We start from the raw sequence: 19,578 nt of genomic DNA, 5'->3' as shown, positions 1-19,578 counted from the left end.
TTCTAATTTCACCTTCTCTTTTTACATAAAAACACATTACTACTTATAAGTAGTAATGTGTTTTTTATACGGAATCGTTAAACATTCCCTATTAATTTCACGCCTATATACTAACCTGCTTACGGACTGTCTCTCTCGCTAAAAGAAAACTCATAATCACTTGCGCAGCTACTCGGCTCGTCATATCTCTGAAATCAAGGGTTGGATCAATTTCTACAATATCCATCCCTTGAACGAGAGGTTCTTTGCCAAGAAATTCAATCGCATCTAGTAAAGTCGCGCTATCCATTCCGCCAGGACCAATCGCTGGACAACCTGGCGCAAATGCTTGATCTAGTACATCCATATCAAGAGAAATATAAATAGAAGTCACGCCTTGCTTTCTTAATACTTCAATACTTTCCGTCATAATATCTTTTATTTCTCGCTCTCGTACATCTTTCATTGTATACACTGTCACGCCATGTTCTTTTGCATATTCATGGTACGCTCGTGCATTTGAAAAATTACGAATACCTATTTGAACGAGTTGTTTTCCTGCAATGACACCATTTTCTAGTAAACTACGGAACGGTGTACCATTTGACGGACCACCATCTTCTAAATTGCGCAAATCATGATGGGCATCAAATTGAATAATACCGACCTTCCCTTTACTATTTGCAAATCCTGTTATACTCGGAAAACTAATCGAGTGATCCCCACCAAGAACGATTGGTATCATGTTCGGATTTACTTTCGTTACGTGACCAACTGTTTTCGCAATTCGGTTATGACTTTCTTTCATATCCGTCACATGCATCGTAATATCGCCGCAATCATATAAGACACTTTCTTTCATATCATGTTCTTCTGTAATTGCGTACGTGCTATATGCATCTAACATCGCACGAATTGTTTTTGGAGCAAAACTTGCTCCTGAATGACTAATAGACGGTTTAGAAAGGGGCGCTCCAATTAAGGCCGCACCGAATATTTCCACGCCTTCCTCCCAATCTTTAATCATTTCACTCCATTTTGTCACTTCACGATCGATAAACTTGGCATTTTTCTTTAAATAGTGGCCGTGCTCCACGATTGTTCACCTCTTGTATATGCGATATTACCATTCTTCCATACTGTATTTACATGACTTACGCCGTAATGATACGGTACGTAAGCATAATTGTAAGCATCCCATAGCACTAGATCTGCCTTGCGACCTACTCTAATTTTCCCAGCTACATCGCCACGATTAATTGCGTAAGAAGAGTTAACTGTTACGGCATTCCAAACTTCTTCTGGTGTCATTTTCAACTTCAGCATTGCGATGCTCATAATAAGCTGAATGTTTTCCGTTGGACAGCTGCCCGGATTAAAGTCTGTAGCTAACGCAACTGCAACACCTTCATCAATCATTTTTCGGCCGCGTGCAAAGCTTTCTTTATTTAAATAGAAAGTTGTTCCTGGTAATAAAGTCGCTACTGTATTAGAGTTTGCAAGCATTTCAATTCCTTTATCAGAAGCACCAACTAAATGGTCCGCTGATGCTGCACCAATTTCAGCCGCTGCTTCTGCACCACCAAGAGGGTCGATTTCATCTGCATGAATTTTCACATCAAATCCAAGCTCTTTCGCTTTTAATAAAAACTCTTTTGACTCTTCAACAGAGAACACACCTGTTTCACAGAAAATATCAACGAATTCCGCTAATTGCTTCTCTTTCATTTCTGGTAATAAATCTAACATCCATTGTAAAAATTCTTTCGATCTACCTTTATACTCTTTTGGAACTGCATGAGCACCTAAAAATGTGGAAACTAAATCAATTGGATGCTCTTTTTGTAATTGTGCCGTTGCCTCTAATTGCTTCCATTCCGTCTCATCATCTAATCCGTAACCACTCTTCGCTTCTACAGTTGTAACTCCGAAAGATAGCATCCGGTCTAAATGGAATTTCGCCTTTTGAACAAGCTCTTCTTTCGACGATTGTTTCGTTGCATTTACAGTTGAAAGAATACCTCCGCCTTGTTCTAAAATTTCTAAGTATGGAACTCCTTGTAATTTTAGCGCGATTTCATTTTCACGAGATCCACCAAATACAAGGTGGGTATGCGGATCAACAAGACCAGGAGAAACCATTTTCCCGCCACAATCAATAACTTCTTTCGCCTGAAGTCCTTTTGCTTCTTCCGCTGTTCCAACGAAAGTGATTACACTATTTTCAATTCCAACCGCACCGTTTTCGATAACAGGAAGCGTGTTCATTGCTTCCCGTCTTAACAAGCCATCTTCTTGATCCATTGTTAGTAATTGACCGATATTTATTAGTAAAGTGTCCAGCATGTTTTTCTCCTCCTTATTTCATCATTGGAATGTTAACGCCTTTTTCTTTCGCAGTTTCCACAGCTAAGTCATACCCTGCATCCACGTGACGAACAACACCCATACCAGGGTCAGAAGTTAATACGCGCTCAATACGTTTTGCTGCTGCTTCTGTTCCATCTGCAACGATAACCATTCCAGCGTGAAGTGAATAACCCATACCAACGCCGCCACCGTGGTGAACAGATACCCAGCTTGCACCGTTTACACTGTTAATTAATGCATTCAAAATTGGCCAGTCAGCTACTGCATCACTACCATCTTTCATCGCTTCTGTTTCACGGTTTGGAGATGCTACTGAGCCGCAATCTAAATGGTCACGACCGATAACGATTGGTGCTGATAATTCACCATTTGCAACCATTTCATTAATGATGCGACCAAATTTCGCGCGCTCACCGTAACCAAGCCAACAAATACGTGACGGAAGACCTTGGAACTCAACTTGCTGACGAGCCATACGGATCCAGTTACATAAATGCTCATTATCAGCAAACTCACGTAAAATTACTTCGTCTGTTTTATAAATATCTTCTGGGTCACCAGAAAGTGCTACCCAGCGGAATGGTCCTTTTCCTTCGCAGAATAATGGACGGATAAATGCTGGAACGAATCCTGGGAAATCGAATGCATTTTTCAAACCTTCATCAAAAGCAACTTGGCGAATGTTATTTCCGTAATCAAATGTAATTGCGCCTTTTGCTTGCATAGCAAGCATGGCTTCTACATGTTTTGTCATGCTTTCTTTTGATAATTGTACGTAGCGCTCCGAATCTTCTTCACGAAGTTTTGCTGCTGCTTCTAACGTGTAACCTACTGGAATATAACCGTTTAATGGATCATGAGCAGATGTTTGATCTGTAACTAAATCTGGCGTAATATTACGCTTCACTAGCTCTGGTAAAATCTCTGCCGCATTTCCTAATAAACCAATTGAAATCGGTTCTTTCTTCTCTTTATACTCGTTCGCAACCGTTAATGCTTCTTCTAATGATTCTGTATACATATCACAGTATCTCTTTTCAATACGACGATCGATACTGCGCTTATCAACATCAATAGCGATAACAACACCGCCATTCATCGTTACAGCAAGAGGTTGTGCACCGCCCATACCACCTAAACCAGCAGTAAGTGTTAATGTACCTTTTAATGAACCACCGAAATGTTGACGTGCGGCTTCACCAAACGTTTCATATGTTCCTTGTAAAATACCTTGTGTTCCAATGTAAATCCAGCTACCTGCTGTCATTTGTCCATACATCATAAGACCTTTTTTCTCTAGTTCACGGAAGTGATCCCAGTTCGCCCACTTCGGTACTAAGTTTGAGTTCGCTAAAAGAACGCGAGGTGCATCTTCATGTGATTTAAAGATTGCAACTGGTTTTCCTGATTGAACAAGTAATGTTTCATCGCTTTCTAACGTTTTTAATGAATCTACAATTGCATTGTAGCTTTCCCAGTTACGAGCTGCACGGCCGATTCCACCATATACAACTAATTCTTCTGGCTTTTCAGCAACTTCCGGATCTAAATTGTTCATTAACATACGAAGTGCAGCTTCTTGCACCCACCCTTTCGTTTGTAACTCCGTACCTCTTGGCGCGCGAATTGTTTGTTTAACTTTTTCCATTTCAATCTCTCCCTTTTCTCATTTTATAGTGCTGCGTTTACATCTAATCTTTCTTTAATCGAATAATTCGTTTTTAACCAATGCGCAATATTTTCAATATCCGTTGAGAATATACGGTCATTTGTAATAGAAGGCACTTGCTGACGACCTTGATGATAGAAACTTTTCGTCACTGTACTCATGTTTTCAATACCGCGATATTCTGCAGCTTGCATCGCACAAATCATCTCAATTGAAAGAACACGTCTTACGTTTTGAATAATTTGATGTGCATGGCGTGAAGCGATTGTTCCCATACTTACGTGATCTTCTTGGTTAGCTGATGACGGGATTGAATCAACACTCGCCGGATGTGCTAACGTTTTATTTTCAGAAACTAGTGACGCTGCAGCATATTGCATAATCATTGCACCAGACTGAAGTCCTGGTTCTGGACTTAAAAATGGTGGTAAATCGTTTAATTGCGGATTCACTAAACGCTCAATACGACGCTCTGAAATATTTGCAAGTTCTGCCATTCCTACTTTTAAGAAGTCCATCGCAAATGCAATTGGTTGACCGTGGAAATTACCACCTGAAATTACTTTTTCCCCACCATCAAAGATTAGCGGATTATCCGTTGCTGCATTCATTTCAATTTCTAATTTTTCTTTCACATAATTTAAAACTTGCCAAGAAGCACCGTGTACTTGCGGAATACAGCGAAGTGAATATGCATCCTGCACACGTAGTTCTCCTTGTTTTGTTGTTAATTTACTATCATGAAGGATGTCACGAATTCTGCTCGCTACTTCCACTTGCTCTTTATAACCACGTGCTTTATGAACATTTTCATCAAATGCATCAATAATGCCTTGTAAACCTTCAATTGTCATAGATGCAATTAATTCAGCTTGATAAGCCGTTGCTTCTGCTTCTATATAAGAAAGAACTCCTTGCGCTGTCATCGCCTGCGTACCATTAATTAACGCTAGACCTTCTTTCGCTTCAAGTTCAATTGGCTCAAGACCTTCTTCTGTAAGAGCGACCATTGCATGAACGCGTTTTCCTTTATAGAACACTTCACCTTCGCCTAATAATACGAGCGCAAGATGAGATAAAGGTGCTAAATCGCCACTCGCACCAAGTGATCCTTGTTGCGGAACAACTGGGTGAATTTTACGATTTACAAACTCAAGAAGCATATTTACAACGAGCGGTCTAACACCAGATACTCCTTTAAGCATCGTGTTTGCTCGTAAAATTAACATACCGCGTGATACTTCTTCAGGGAATGGCTCGCCTATCCCACATGCATGTGACTGAATTAAATTATGTTGAAGTGCCTTTACATCATCTTTTTGAATTAGCACATCACTAAACTTTCCAAATCCAGTTGTAATACCGTAAACGACTTTTCCGTCCTCTACAATTTTCTCAACTACTTCGCGGCACTCCGCCACCTTTTGCATACTAGTTGGACAAGCTGTTACACCTTCTCCTTCAAGTAACAACCTCTTCATTTCTTCAATTGTCAATGTGTGTCCTGTTAACGTAATCATTGTTTTTCCTCCTTAAAAAGGCAAAAGGGGACCTTATCTTTTTAAGACAGACTTCTGTCCTAAAAAAGTAAGGCCCCCTTCTAACTAATAGACTATGGGCAAATCATATGTGATTAATTCCTAAGCCAATCGCCTCATGCTCAGATCCTTTTACAGGTGCACCAATCGTTCCATATAATGCAACAGCAACCCATTCGCCCTCTTTTTTTCCGTCGTATGGTGTACCGCGCACAATCGCAAAGCGAAGTCCTACTGTACGAAGAACGTCTGCTAACTGAATTTGACCTCTCGTCACTCCGTACAAAGCTTCCATAATTGCGTGATAAAGTGCATGTGTTTCTCTGTAAACGTCTGTTTCAATAACTTGGTTGCTCTTAGCCGCTGTTTCCATTGCTGCGACAACCTTTTGCGAATTCATCGAACCCACTTTCCCCGTACAATACTTCCAACCTTTTGGGATAGATAATACAGGGCTTTCATTCTCATCCGCAAGTGCCAACAGCATGGCCATACGACCAATTCGATGTGTTCCTTGAAGAAGCATGTGACTCTCTCATTTCTTTTAATTATTTGAATATTTCTTAATTTAAGAATATATGAAAACGGTTAAATCGTCAATAGTTTAAACTCACATTCAAACAATTTTTTCATCCCCTCCATTTGTGTACACAAATGATTTACACAAATTTTTCAGGCGTGTTATAGTCTCACTAACCGATACAAAGGGGAGAGATTTCAGTGACAAAGCGAAAAGATATTCATTTTCGAATTGAAGAAAAATTACTTGAAAGGTTTGAAGCTGCACTCCATTACGAAGGCTTAAAGAAAACCGACGTATTAACGCACGCAATTCAGCAATTTTGCACGAAGGTGGAATGTGAAAAAATGAATGATGTAAAACGCCAATACAACGTAAGCAACCATTTACAAACTCGTATCGATACGCATAAACATTATGAAGAAAAACATGTGAATTTAGATAAAGTCGTCATGGATCATTTACAACTTCAAGGAGACGAGAAAATATTAGAGGTTGGATGCGCTAACGGAAAATTTCTTTCCTTTTTGCAAGCGAATGGCCATAAAGGTCAATTAACAGGTTTTGATCAATCAGAAGCCATGCTCTCTGAAGCCACTAAAACGAATACTTTAATTGAATGGAGACTAGGTGACGCTGAAAAACTTCCTTTTGAAGCCAATTGCTACGACTGGATCGTCGCAAGACATATGTTATATCACATGAAAGATGTTGAAAAAACCATCCAAGGGTTCCATAAAGTAATACGTCCTGGCGGCTCACTTTTAGCTACAACAAATTCTGACGTTACATTACCTCGTATAGTTGAAATGTGTAACCGCATGTTAGACGCATTTGATTTACCGAAAACAACATCTTCAGTCACGCCATTTTGTTTGGAAAATGGTAAAGAGATATTACAGTCTGTTTTCCCAACTGTTGAAGAAGCAGTTATTCATAATGCTCTCGTTTTTCATCATGCTACTCCAATTGTAAACTATATTTCTAGCATGTTTCCGTCGCTAAATATACCTGATAATACACTTCTTCATGAGGAAATGAAGGAATGGCTAAAAGAAGAAGTAAAAAATGAACTATCTCTTCACAACGGTATATGGCGCGATGCAAAAACGTTAGCCATTTATCGATGTCAAAAAGAAAAAAGCTAGCATTCGCTAGCTTTTACATATTTTTAAGTAAAAGCTCCTCCATCATCACATTCCCCTTACCGCTGTAAAAATTTATATTATGTTCGTTTGTTACCCCAAAATAAGAGGCAATCGCTATTCCAAATAGCACAAATGCATGCCCCTGTGCTGTAATAATATTTGAATGTTGCACAACTTCTTTATACACAAAATTTTCTACTGGAAAACAATCTAATTTTCTATAATCCATAGTTACTGTATACGAGTTTTCTTTGAATAAGCCTGCTTTTGCTAGCACATACGGTCCAGCACAAATAGCAGCTACTAATTTTTCTTGTTCGTGAAATTGACGGATGACTGCAAAGAGTCCTGCCGCACCCTTCATATGTATCGCATCTCCGCCTGGAATAATAATTCCCTCATATTCTTCTACACGCACTTCTCTTAATTCTATATGTGGTTGCACTTGCAAACCCGTTTCACTTATAATCAATTCTTTTGTTAAACCTGCTGTAATGATTTCATATTTGTTTTTCAGCAATGCCGTTGCTACTGTTATTTCAAACTCTGCAAATGTTGGGTATACAAATAAAAGTATTTTTTTCATAGCCCTCTCTCCTTTAACCATTCCATAAAATATACCTCTAATTTTTCTGCTGTTAATCTATTCGTGTCCACATTAGTTACAGGAAATTGTTTATACCAGTCTTTTTCAGTTTCTACTAATTTAAATTGCTCCTCAAATGTACTTCGCTTTCTTGTTCTATCGTTATTTTTTCTATCATATACATTCTTTTTCGTCACATCTAAATAAAAAATATCATCCGAACGACATTCTCTTAATTTATATAATTCATCTTTCAATTCAGTTTCTATATCCCATTCTTTCCCTATAATCATTGGATAAAAAAGTGTATAAAATTCAATATCTTCAGGTCCACGATCAAAAATAACGACTGAACCCTTCGCATTTTGAAACTCCTTTATTTTAGCTTCTATAAACATTTTTTGATTTACTATAAACCCTTCTTTTGAATTCATATCCAAATTTAATTGTTTTCGCTTTTCTACAATTGGATAAGGATTTTCATATATAACTGAAAGCCCATATCGTTCTAATCTTTTAGCCAATGTTGTTTTTCCACTTGCCATCGGTCCTTGGAGTGAAATTACATATGCCATCCCTCTCATTCCCTTGCACTTTAGTACATTTATAATATACAGAATTTTTAAAACCATCAACAAAATATATATCATCTTGTTTCTTATTCTTATGTAACTTATAATAAAAAATAGAGATTATAACGGACGCATAAATAATGTAAGCTTGGAAATCCAAGCTTACATTATTTTTTGCTTTCCCTTTTCTAATAAAAAGAGTATACTAGTTTAGAACGTATGTTCTTAATGATTACATACAGTAAGGAGATAAGACAATGGTATACGATACAAAAGCAATTTCTTGGAATGAGTCTTTAAAACAACTTCAACGCCGCTATACAAACAAACAAGTTGACCGAAAAGAATTTGAGGATATTGAACTGATGGAATTCTTCCGCGATAACGACTACATTTCTTTACCTACACATATAAGCGGCCTATCAACAGCACGTTTTACTTCTTACTCTATTTTCACAACTGAAGATAAAGATCGTAAAGTTGGCACATTAATCATTGAATATGTAGAAGATGATAATAATAATTTATGTGTGGAACAACTATACTTTGTTTAAATGATAACGCTTGGTCAAAATGACCAAGCGTTCTTGCTTTCTATGAATCTCACTGTTTATAATATGAATAATAGAAAACCGCAATCATTAAGGGGGGATATATTTGCTCGAAGGATGGTTCAGTTGGTTTATTGTGCTATGGACTGTTATTTTATTAGGGCTTATGTCTATCGGTGGATATTTTATGTTCAGAAAATTCCTGAAACGATTACCAAAAGAAGATGGTATGTCCATTTTAGATTGGGAAGAGCACTATATTAATAAAACTAGACATTTGTGGGATGACGAACAAAAACAATTGTTAGAAGAGCTCGTAAGTCCTGTTCCCGAACTATTTCGCGATGTTGCTAAATCAAAAATTGCTGGCAAAATCGGAGAACTTGCATTACAAGAAAAAGCCTCTCAAATTACACAAGATTTAATTATTAAAGGATATATTATCGCTACACCAAAACGCGACCATAAATTTTTAGTGAAAAAACTACAAGAAAAAGAGATTAATTATTCTAACTATCAATCATTACTAACAAAATACCTCTCATAAAAAAGATTGCTAACTTATAGCAATCTTTTTTAACTTACAGTTACTGATTTTACCGCTGTTAATCTAGCTTCTGCTAAGTCTATTTGTAATCCAACCGCACTTGTATAAATCGTATCGCCTGTGCCTGTAATGTTTATTTGCGTAGATGTCGTATTCGGTGCAATAGAACCTGTTGCATTTACATTTGTAATATCAAATTCAGCTCTTGCATTTGCATTTGTAGTTGTTCCTGAAAAATTCCGATCCGCAAAACTACCAATTGTATTTAAATTTCCGTTAATATCATTCACTTGCCCTCTAAAAAAATTCCCTGATGGATTATTCGGTCCCGTTAATGTCACAGAATTCAACTGAAAATTATCACCCGTAAAGTTCGGATCACCATTTACTGCCATTACAAAGGCTCGCGCTGTCACTGTTCCTGTGGCTGGCGTAAAAAATCCTGAAATGGTTTGTGGTGTACCTGATAATAAAAAACCCGGAAATAAGCTTACATTTCTCATTGGATAGGAGGAATCACGATAAACTACAATTAAAGACCATCCAGCACCATAACCAACTGGCTGACGCGTAGGTAATCTCGTTACACTATATCTTCCTGCCGCTCGATTCGGTAAACCTTGTAGTAAAGACGTGACGTCTGCTGCTCGGTTATAAACATTTGCTATAAAAGGGAGATTTGTCCCTTCTGATGACCATGCTGAATTAATTGTCACTTGTGTACTCGTTCCATCAGGCGTAACTAAATTTGGAGGATTCGCATCAACAACAGCGGTTGTAACAGCCGTATCCAATCCACCTGACCAAACAAGTAACGCAAAATCTACAACCGCCGTAGCTGGAACGATAGTAGTCGATGGATTTAATTCAGCCCATGAGCCATCTAATGTCCAATCATTTGTTGTACCTCCAAATGTATTCGGATCTGTCGATGAAGGAACTCCTCCAAAAGTAGAATCTGTATTTAATGTTATAAGTGCATTGTAAGCAAAGTTTGTATTTGCAGTACCGCGCATTCCCATCGTATTACCCGTATGCATCATAAATAAGTTATCATTTTTACCGTAAGCTTGAACGAAAGCCAAAAGAATTCCTCCCTATTAATTTACGAGAATTTTTCTATCAATTTAACTTACAGTTACTGATTTTGTAGCAGTTAGACGTGCCTCTCCTAAATCTATTTGCAAACCTACAGCACCAGCATAAAGATAGTCAAATGTATTTGGGATATTCACTGTCGTAGAAGTTGATCCAGCTGTTAACACCCCATTTGCAGGTACATTTGTCACATCAAATTCTGTACGCCGATTAGTCGCAGAAGTACCAATGGGCATATTTCTATCCCCAAAACTTCCGACTGTATTTAAATTCCCCAAATAATTATTTACTTGTGAAGCAAAAAAGTTGTTTATTAAATTATTAGGTCCTGAAAGTCCCGTACCATTTAAGTTAAATCTATCACCTGTCGCATCTGTATCACCATTTATCGCCATTGTAAATACACGAGCATTAACTGGTGCTACAGCAGGAGTGATAAAATTTGAAATCGTCGCCGTCTCACCCAATGTAGAAATGAGTAACCCAGTATATAAACTAACATTCCTAACAGGATATGAATTATCACGATACACAACAACTAGTGCCCACCCTACTCCCGTTCCTTGCAAAGGTGGATTTGCCGTTGGAACACGTTCTACAAAATAATCACCTACAGCACGATTAGGAAGTCCTTGAAGAATACTCGTCACATTAGCTACACGTTTATAAATCGTACCTTGAAATGTCCCACTCGACCTTGTTTCTCCCCACGCAGGCGTACTTGTAATAGTGTGAGTCACATCATCCGGAGTTCTGAATGTTGGAGTATTCGCATTTACTACCGCTTCTGTAACAGTACCTCCCAATGTTCCTTGCCAAACTAACATCGCAAAATCTACAGTTGCTGTTGCTGGTACGTCTGTTAGTGAAGGATTTAACCTTGCCCAGGAACCATTTAATGTCCAATCATTCGTCGTTCCTGCAAAGGTATTCGCATCTGTGGAAGACGGCACCCCAGCAAAACTCAAATTTGTATTTGTGGAAATTAATGCGTTATATTGATATGCAGTAGCTGTCGTAATACCGCGCATCCCTAACGTATTTCCTGTATGCACCATAAATAGCGAATCTGTTTTTGTATATGTTTGTACAAAGGCCAACAGCCTCACTTCCTTTCTATTAAAAGTAATATTTTCTCGCTATTTCATTTAATGCGAGCAAAACGAAAAAGTTCCATTTATATACGTACGAGCTAATTTAGGCAAAAAAAAAGCCTTTGCCTATTCCTATTCATTTATATTTGAATAGGATGCAATGACGAGCTCATTTTTCATATTTTTTTACAAATAGAACCAGCTTTCAATTTTAAATGGATGCTATTTGTAAATGCCTAACTATTGATCGGATTTAAATTCATCTAGAAAGGACGAATCTAATGGCAATAGCAACAATAGGAAGTCGTTTAACCTATACAATCGTTGTCCAAAATACCGGAACACTACCTGCCCAAAACGTTACATTTACAGACCCTATACCTGCTGGCACCACTTTCGTTCCAAACAGTGTAACTGTTAATGGTACTCCAACAGCCGGCAATCCTTCAACTGGAATTCCTATTAATAATATTCCTGCTGGTGGCTCTGTTACAATTACTTTTCAAGTAGATGTAACAAGTATTCCTACCCCACCTGTCGCCAGTAACGTAGCATCATTTGGTTACGAATTTCAACCTGCACCTAACGCACCCACTATCACACGTACAACAACAAGCAATATAGTTAATACAGATATTTTCACAGCTAATGTCGCATTAACAAAAGCAGTAGATAAAACAATTGCTACTATCGGTGATACGATTACGTATACAATTACGGCCACAAATCAAGCCCCATTAGCTGCTAATAGTGTTATCATTACAGACACGCCTCCTGCCGGCACATCGTTCGTACCGGGTAGCGTTACAGTTAATGGTACTTCTACTACAGATAATCCTGCTACTGGAATAAATGTAGGAACGATTGCTGCAAACGGGAATGCTACAATTACGTTTCAAGTTCAAGTTAATACTCTCCCTACACCAAACCCTATTCCAAATAGTGCAACTTCAAGCTTTCAATATAATCCACCAAACCAACCACCAATTAACAGAAACTCTACAAGTAATATAGTTGAAACACAAATTAATGCTACTATCATTAATCCAACTAAAAGTGCAAACCAACAAATTGTGAATATTGGTGACATCATTACGTATACGATTACTGTTCCAAATAACGGTAATATTTCAGCAACAAATGCTTCCATCACCGACCCTATCCCTACTGGCACTACTTTTATTCCAAACAGTGTTACAGTTAATGGAACGGCACAATCTGGCGTAACTCCAAAAAATATTCCGCTAGGTACAATTCCTGCTGGTCAAACTACAACTGTCACATTTCAAGTCCAAGTCACTTCCCTTCCAGCTAACGGAACGATTACTAACGAAGCAAATGTAACATTTACGTCGCAACCGAATCCGGCTGAACCCCCAACAACCACTACGATAACAGCACCTCCAACAACTACTTCTGTACGAACTGCAATTGTAAATCCAACAAAAACTGCTAGTCCACAAATTGCTGATATCGGTGATATTATTACGTATACGATTACTGTTCCAAATACAGGAAACATCGCCGCAACGAACGTTATTGTAACTGATCCAATTCCAAGTAGCACTACATTTATTCCGAATAGCGTCACAATTAACGGTACTTCACAACCTGGCGTAACCCCTTCTGGTGGTATACAAATTGGAACAATCGCAGCTGGTAATACTGTCACTATCACTTTCCAAGTTCAAGTTACCTCTCTCCCAGAGAATGGCCTAATCCAAAATATCGGAACCACAACATTTACGTATCAACCGGATCCAACAAAACCAGCTATTACAACAACAAACCCTACACCACCTACTACTACTCCTGTTAACACCGCTATTACAAACCCTGTTAAAACGGCGGATAAAACTACTGTTGATATTGGTGATGTTATTACGTATACGATTACTTTCACTAATGATGGTACGATCCCTGCTACAAATGTAGTTTTTACTGATACCATTCCTACCGGTACAACATTCATTCCGAATAGCGTAGTCTTAAATAATGTACCGGTTCCAAATTCAAATCCCGCACTAGGAATCCCGGTTGGAACAATTAATCCCGGTGAAACCAAAACACTATCTTTCCAAGTTCTTGTTACACAAATTCCAGCTGGCGGTTTTATTACAAACGAAGCTTCAACGACATATACGTACCAGCCAGATCCAACAAGACCGCCGGTTACCACAACCGAACCGACAGCACCTACTACAGTCTCTGTTAATACCGCTACAGTTAACCCTACAAAATCTGCTAATCGTACTTTCGTTGATATTGGTGATGTTATTACGTATACAATTAGTTTACAAAATAACGGCACTGTTCCCTCAACAAATATTGTACTAACAGATCCAATTCCAAACGGTACAACATTTATTCCAAATAGCGTTACGATTGATGGTGTCTCACAACCTAACAGTAATCCTGAAAACGGTATATCAATCGGTACTTTAAATCCAAATCAAGCAAAAACAATTACATTCCAAGTTCAAGTTACAAGTGTCCCACCAAATGGAATTATAGAAAACCAAGGCAGTGTATCATTTAATTATATTGTTAATCCAAATGAGCCTCCTGTTACAACAACTACCCCAACTCCTAAAACAGAAACTCAAGTTGGGACCGTTATTACAGCGCCTACAAAATCTGCCGACAAACAAGTTGCTGATTTAGGGGATACGATTACCTACACAGTCACATTTACAAATAACGGGACCGTTCCGGCTACAAATGTAGTCGTTACAGACCCTACACCTAACGGGACTATTTTCGTTCCAAATAGTGTTACAATCGATGGCATTACAACGCCAGGAGCAGCCCCATCACTTGGCATACCACTTGGTACCATTTCTGTCGGAGAAACGAAAACAATCACGTATCAAGTTGTCGTTACAAACTTACCACCTGATGGAATAATTAGAAACCAAGCATCCTTCACTTACCAATATCAACCGAACCCAAGTGAGCCTCCTGTTACAACAACTACTACCACTCCAAGTGTAAACATTCCAATTAATAATCCTAATCCAACGACTACAAAATCTGCTGATCGACAAGTTGCTGATTTAGGGGATACGATTACTTTTACTGTAACATTCCAAAATAGAGGGACCGTCCCCGCTACAAATGTTATTATAAAAGATGCACTTCCATCTGGTGTTTCTTTCGTTCCAGGTAGCGTTGTCGTAAATGGCACATCACAAATTGGAGAAAACCCTGAAATTGGTATACCCGTCGGCACTGTAAATCCTGGTCAAAGTATTACAGTTACGTTCCAAGGTGTAGTAAATAGTATCCCGCCCGGAGGAGTTATTAGAAATCAAGCAAATATTACATTCACATACGAGCCAAATCCAAATGAACCTCCCGTTACGACAACTATTACAACTCCTGAAACAGAAACAGCAGTTAATACCGCTACACTAAATCCACAAAAAACAGCAGATCGCTCCTTCGTTTCATTAAATGATGTCATTACCTATACTCTCTCATTTCAAAACACCGGTACTGTTCCTGCTACGAATATAACAGTAATAGATTCTATCCCTGCCGGTACTGTATTTATTCCAGATAGTGTTACGATTAATGGCATTCCTCAAGCAGGAACAAATCCATCATCAGGAATTTCACTTGGAACTTTAGCGCCATCCGAACGCGCAACGATTACTTTCCAAGTACGAGTAATAAACATCCCTGCTAGCGGCGAAATCCGAAATCAAGGTAGTGCAACATTTAATTATCAACCGGATCCAAATTTACCTCCAGTCACAAAAACAGAAACAACTCCTGAAACAACGACTCCTATCCAAACTGTAGTCATAAGTCCAACAAAAACGGCAAACCTTACGTTTGCAGAAATTGGCGATATTGTAACTTATACTGTCATATTTACAAACCAAGGAACTATACCTGCTACTGGTGTAACCATTACAGATTCTTTGCCACCGGGTACAACTTTTATTACGAATAGTGTTACTGTAAACAATGTCGCTCAACCCGGCGTAAGTCCAGTCACTGGAATTCCTGTTGGAACAGTTAATCCCGGCGAGACAGTTACTGTTACATTTCAGATTCAAATAAACGCTATTCCTCCTAATGGAAAAATAGAAAATACAGCAAGTGTTACCTACACTTCTCAGCCTAATCCAAGCGAACCTCCTATTACAACAACAGAAACGACTCCTACCGTAACTTTACCTGTTCGTACCGCTAACCCGAACCCGCAAAAAACAGTGGATCGTGAGTTTGCAAGCATTGGTGATACGCTCACTTATACAATCACCCTTCAAAATACTGGTAATATACCTGCAACTGGTGTCATTATTACAGATTCTGTCCCTACTGGAACTACATTTATCCTTGGTAGCGTTACGATTAATGGCATTCCACAACCTAATTTGACCCCTGAAACAGGAATCCCAGTTGGCACATTAACCCCTAGACAAATAGTGACTGTTACTTTAGAAGTACAAATAACAGCTTTACCACCAAATGGCATTATCTCAAATGAAGCAAATGTCACTTACACATCTCAACCAGATCCGACACTCCCACCTATTACAACAACCACACCGACTCCAATCGCAGAAACAATTGTACAAAATGCAGAATTAGAGTCAACAAAAACAGTAGATTTGCCAATCGCTAACATTGGCGATGCACTCACTTATACAATCACCCTTGAAAACACTGGAAATATTCCTATGACAAATGTATCTGTCATTGATCAACCACCAGTAGGCACACAATTTATTGTAGATTCTGTTACAGTAAATGGCCTTTCACAACCAGGTGTTGATCCAAGCATTGGGATACTCATTGGTACAATACAACCAAATCAAATAATAACCATTACGTTCCAAGTAACGATTACGAATATACCCCCTAACGGAGTTGTTACAAATGTTGGTTCAATCAACTTTACCTCTCAGCCTAATCCAAATGAACCTCCTATTACAGAAACAGAAGAAACACCACCAGTTAATACTGAAATCATTAACACCATTATTAATCCAGCAAAAGCAGCTGATCGTAACAATGTTGATATAGGTGATATTATTACGTACACTGTTACATTCCAAAACTTACAAACAGTACAACTGACAGACATCGTTTTTACAGACCCAATCCCAACAGGGGCTACTTTCATTCCAAATAGCGTTACAATTAACGGCACTCCAACTAGTAATGTAGATCCAGCTCTTGGCATACCTCTTGGCACATTAAACCCTAGTGAATCGATCATTGTAACTTTCCAAGTTCGTGTTGTTTCAATACCCCCAAACGGAATTCTTATAAATGAAGCTACTATCACCTACACATTCCAACCTAATCCTGGAGAACCCCCAGTAACAGTAACTACACCGACTCCACCTACTACTACAAATGTCAATACCGCAACAACGAACCCTACAAAATCCGCTGATAAAGTATTTGCTTTATTAGGTGACACAATCACCTATACAATCTCCTTACAAAATACAGGAACTGTCCCTGCAACAAATGTACTTGTAACCGATCCTATTCCAGCTGGTACTACTTTCATTCCGAATAGCGTTACGATAAACGGCATTCCACAACCAGATATCGTTCCTAGTTCCGGAATTCTTATCGGTACATTAGAACCTAACACTTCAGCCGTCGTAACTTTCCAAGTTCAAGTAACTTCGATACCACCGACAGGTTTTATTGAAAATGAAGGGATCGTTTCATTCCAATATCAGCCAGACCCTACTAGACCGCCTGTATCTGTTACTACACCTACACCTACTACAAAGACGCAAGTAAGTGAAGTTACTATTAATCCTAACAAACAAGCTAACCCTCAAGTTATTAATCTCGGTGATACTGTCACATATACAATTACGTTCCAAAATGTCGGGAATATTAATGCGACAGATGTTATTATTACAGACCCTACTCCATCTGGTACTACTTTCATTCCGAACAGCGTTACGATTAATGGCGTCACGCAACCTGGAACAAATCCAAATAATGGTGTAAACGTTGGGACTGTAACTCCAGGACAAATTGTTACATTAACTTATCAAGTTACTGTAACTGAACTCCCACCAGACGGTATTATTAAAAACACTGCAACTGTCACTTACACATTCCAGCCAAACCCTAGCGAACCCCCTATTACTATTACAGATCCTACTCCAACTGTTGAAGTAGCCGTTATTACACCTACACCTAACCCAAATAAACTAGCAGACAAACAAATTGTAGATATAAATGAAATCATAACGTATACTGTAACCTTCCAAAATCGCGGATCAGTCCCTGCAACTTCCGTTATCATTACTGATCCGTTAGCAAATGGGTTAACGTTTCTTCCAGGTACTGTTGTAATAAATGGCATTCCAGATCTTGGAGCAAATCCTGTTGTAGGTATACCTGTTGGAACAGTCAATCCAAACGATACAATTACTGTTCAATTCCAAGCAAGAGTCACAAGTGTACCACCTGGTGGTATTATTCGAAATCAAGCAACTGTTACTTTCACATATGAACCAGGTCCTGGTGAACCTCCTATTACAATTACAGACCCTACTCCAATTAACACAACGAATGTAAATACAGCTATATTAAATCCGAAAAAAACAGCCACGCCGGAAACAGTTACTTTAGGTGATATCATTACGTATACGATTTCTCTCCAAAATACAGGTACCATTCCTGCTAATCATATACTTGTAACTGATACAATTCCTATCGGTACTTCGTTCATCCAAAATAGTGTAACAATTAACAACGTGCCGCAACCAACTGCAAATCCATCAGCAGGCATCCCAATTTCAACACTTGCTCCTTCTGAATCCGCAACGATTTCTTTCCGTGTCCTAGTTACTTCAATTCCACCAAGCGGAGAAATTCAAAACCAAGGTAACGTTTCCTTCCAGTACCAACCCGATCCTACTAAACCACCTGTATCCGTTACTACGCCTACACCTACTACAATTACTCCTGTAAACGTTGGGACTATTAATCCGATAAAAACCGCTGATAAATCCATCGTTTCAGTAGGTGATACGATTACATTTACTATCACATTCCAAAATGAAGGTACGATTCCTGTCACTGACATTTCTGTTACAGACTCACTTCCTGTCGGCACATCATTCGTTCCAAATAGTGTCACAATTAATAACATTCCCGTTCCAAACGCAAATCCATCCACAGGCATTCCAGTCGGAACTCTTAATCCAACAGAATCCGTAACTATTTCATTCCAAGTACAGGTTATTACACTTCCAGCTAATAGAATGATTACAAATATCGCATCCATTACGTATACTTCTCAACCCGACCCGACTAGACCACCTATCACAACAACGACTACAACACCACCAATTACGATAGAAGTAAACCCTAATGAGCCAAACACATTTACTAAGACCGCAAATGTAAATAGCGCCCATCTCGGTGATTTCATCACATATACACTTACCTTTACTAACAATGGCACCATCCCAGTAAATAACGTACTCATTACCGACCCACTTCCTCCTGAAGTTACTTTCTATCTAAATTCAGTAACAGTAAATGGAGTAGCACGTCCCGGAACTAACCCGACTATCGGTATTCTTATCAATACTGTTAATCCAAGTGAATCCGTTGTTGTTCGTTTTATCGTTCAAGTAACAGCAGAGCCACGAAATGGTCTCATTCGAAATACCGCCCGCATTCGCTATACACTCAGACCAGATCCTACTAAACCACCGATTTCCGTTGATGAAACTTCAGAGCCAAACATTATTCCGTTTATCGGTCCGTTCGTCTCGCCAAATTTAAATTGTTTCTTTAATGGGGAACGTTTTATCCGGCGCGGTTGGAATAGAAGATGTTAGCAATATAAAATAAAAAGACAGCGCCTTTGACGCTGTCTTTTTATTTTATACATATACAGTTT

Annotated in this window: 13 protein-coding genes; 4 read left to right on the top strand and 9 right to left on the bottom strand. The window is 38.7% G+C overall.

The window, feature by feature from the left end; all coding sequences use genetic code 11:
* Positions 1-103 precede the first annotated feature (103 nt).
* The 5 genes from hutG to hutP all read right to left on the bottom strand — a co-directional run bounded on the left by hutG (position 104) and on the right by hutP (position 6,082).
* The gene (hutG, locus tag ACTFRS_RS00285) at positions 104-1,075 is read right to left on the bottom strand and encodes a formimidoylglutamase (RefSeq protein ID WP_139866349.1); all 972 of its coding nucleotides are present in this window, start codon (positions 1,073-1,075) and stop codon (positions 104-106) included.
* Entirely contained in the window at positions 1,054-2,325 is a 1,272-nt protein-coding gene (gene hutI / locus ACTFRS_RS00280; protein WP_139866350.1) for an imidazolonepropionase, read from the bottom strand. The genes hutG and hutI overlap by 22 nt, the downstream gene beginning before the upstream one ends.
* 13 nt (positions 2,326-2,338) lie before the next feature.
* Positions 2,339-3,997, bottom strand: a complete 1,659-nt coding sequence (gene hutU / locus ACTFRS_RS00275; RefSeq protein WP_139866351.1) for a urocanate hydratase — start codon at positions 3,995-3,997, stop codon at positions 2,339-2,341.
* A 23-nt stretch (positions 3,998-4,020) separates the two neighbouring features.
* A complete protein-coding gene (gene hutH / locus ACTFRS_RS00270; protein ID WP_000631849.1) occupies positions 4,021-5,538 on the bottom strand; it encodes a histidine ammonia-lyase in 1,518 nt (505 codons plus the stop codon).
* 103 nt (positions 5,539-5,641) lie between these two features.
* Entirely contained in the window at positions 5,642-6,082 is a 441-nt protein-coding gene (gene hutP, locus ACTFRS_RS00265) for a hut operon transcriptional regulator HutP (RefSeq protein WP_000926516.1), read from the bottom strand.
* Between the two features lie 194 nt (positions 6,083-6,276).
* Here hutP and ACTFRS_RS00260 point away from each other — a divergent pair, with 194 nt between their 5' ends.
* The gene (locus ACTFRS_RS00260) at positions 6,277-7,224 is read left to right on the top strand and encodes a class I SAM-dependent methyltransferase (protein ID WP_139866353.1); all 948 of its coding nucleotides are present in this window, start codon (positions 6,277-6,279) and stop codon (positions 7,222-7,224) included.
* A gap of 13 nt (positions 7,225-7,237) precedes the next feature.
* Here ACTFRS_RS00260 and ACTFRS_RS00255 read toward each other — a convergent pair whose 3' ends face one another.
* Positions 7,238-7,810, bottom strand: coding sequence for a DJ-1/PfpI family protein (locus ACTFRS_RS00255; protein ID WP_440024553.1), 573 nt, complete (start codon positions 7,808-7,810; stop codon positions 7,238-7,240).
* Positions 7,807-8,394, bottom strand: a complete 588-nt coding sequence (locus tag ACTFRS_RS00250; RefSeq protein ID WP_205689049.1) for an AAA family ATPase — start codon at positions 8,392-8,394, stop codon at positions 7,807-7,809. Before ACTFRS_RS00250 ends, ACTFRS_RS00255 begins: the two co-directional genes overlap by 4 nt.
* 245 nt (positions 8,395-8,639) lie before the next feature.
* On the opposite strand from ACTFRS_RS00250, the gene ACTFRS_RS00245 reads away from it, so the two are divergent.
* Positions 8,640-8,936: a hypothetical protein gene (locus ACTFRS_RS00245; RefSeq protein ID WP_000262403.1), complete on the top strand. Its 297-nt coding sequence runs from the start codon at positions 8,640-8,642 to the stop codon at positions 8,934-8,936.
* Positions 8,937-9,039: 103 nt separating this feature from the next.
* Complete coding sequence (locus ACTFRS_RS00240; RefSeq protein WP_440024555.1) at positions 9,040-9,480, top strand: DUF2621 domain-containing protein; 441 nt, start codon at positions 9,040-9,042, stop codon at positions 9,478-9,480.
* 29 nt (positions 9,481-9,509) lie between these two features.
* Here the strand turns inward: ACTFRS_RS00240 and ACTFRS_RS00235 are convergent, their stop codons facing one another.
* Positions 9,510-10,565 (bottom strand): hypothetical protein, encoded by a 1,056-nt coding sequence (locus tag ACTFRS_RS00235; RefSeq protein WP_431084784.1) that lies wholly within the window; start codon positions 10,563-10,565, stop codon positions 9,510-9,512.
* 42 nt (positions 10,566-10,607) lie between these two features.
* Positions 10,608-11,678, bottom strand: coding sequence for a hypothetical protein (locus tag ACTFRS_RS00230; RefSeq protein ID WP_440024557.1), 1,071 nt, complete (start codon positions 11,676-11,678; stop codon positions 10,608-10,610).
* 275 nt (positions 11,679-11,953) lie between these two features.
* On the opposite strand from ACTFRS_RS00230, the gene ACTFRS_RS00225 reads away from it, so the two are divergent.
* Entirely contained in the window at positions 11,954-19,516 is a 7,563-nt protein-coding gene (locus tag ACTFRS_RS00225) for a DUF7507 domain-containing protein (RefSeq protein ID WP_440024559.1), read from the top strand.
* The last annotated feature ends 62 nt before the right edge of the window (positions 19,517-19,578 follow it).

Source organism: Bacillus cereus group sp. MYBK139-1 (genome assembly GCF_051916915.1).
Classification (GTDB): Bacteria; Bacillota; Bacilli; order Bacillales; family Bacillaceae_G; genus Bacillus_A; species Bacillus_A pacificus.
This window is presented reverse-complemented; position numbering and strand designations above follow the sequence as displayed.

Coding starts and splice junctions, on each gene's coding strand:
- hutP (WP_000926516.1), bottom strand. CDS start 6,082: ATGCTTCTTCAAGGAACACATCGAATTGGTCGTATGGCCATGCTGTTG.
- ACTFRS_RS00245 (WP_000262403.1), top strand. CDS start 8,640: ATGGTATACGATACAAAAGCAATTTCTTGGAATGAGTCTTTAAAACAA.
- hutU (WP_139866351.1), bottom strand. CDS start 3,997: ATGGAAAAAGTTAAACAAACAATTCGCGCGCCAAGAGGTACGGAGTTA.
- hutH (WP_000631849.1), bottom strand. CDS start 5,538: ATGATTACGTTAACAGGACACACATTGACAATTGAAGAAATGAAGAGG.
- hutI (WP_139866350.1), bottom strand. CDS start 2,325: ATGCTGGACACTTTACTAATAAATATCGGTCAATTACTAACAATGGAT.
- ACTFRS_RS00225 (WP_440024559.1), top strand. CDS start 11,954: ATGGCAATAGCAACAATAGGAAGTCGTTTAACCTATACAATCGTTGTC.
- ACTFRS_RS00255 (WP_440024553.1), bottom strand. CDS start 7,810: ATGAAAAAAATACTTTTATTTGTATACCCAACATTTGCAGAGTTTGAA.
- ACTFRS_RS00250 (WP_205689049.1), bottom strand. CDS start 8,394: ATGAGAGGGATGGCATATGTAATTTCACTCCAAGGACCGATGGCAAGT.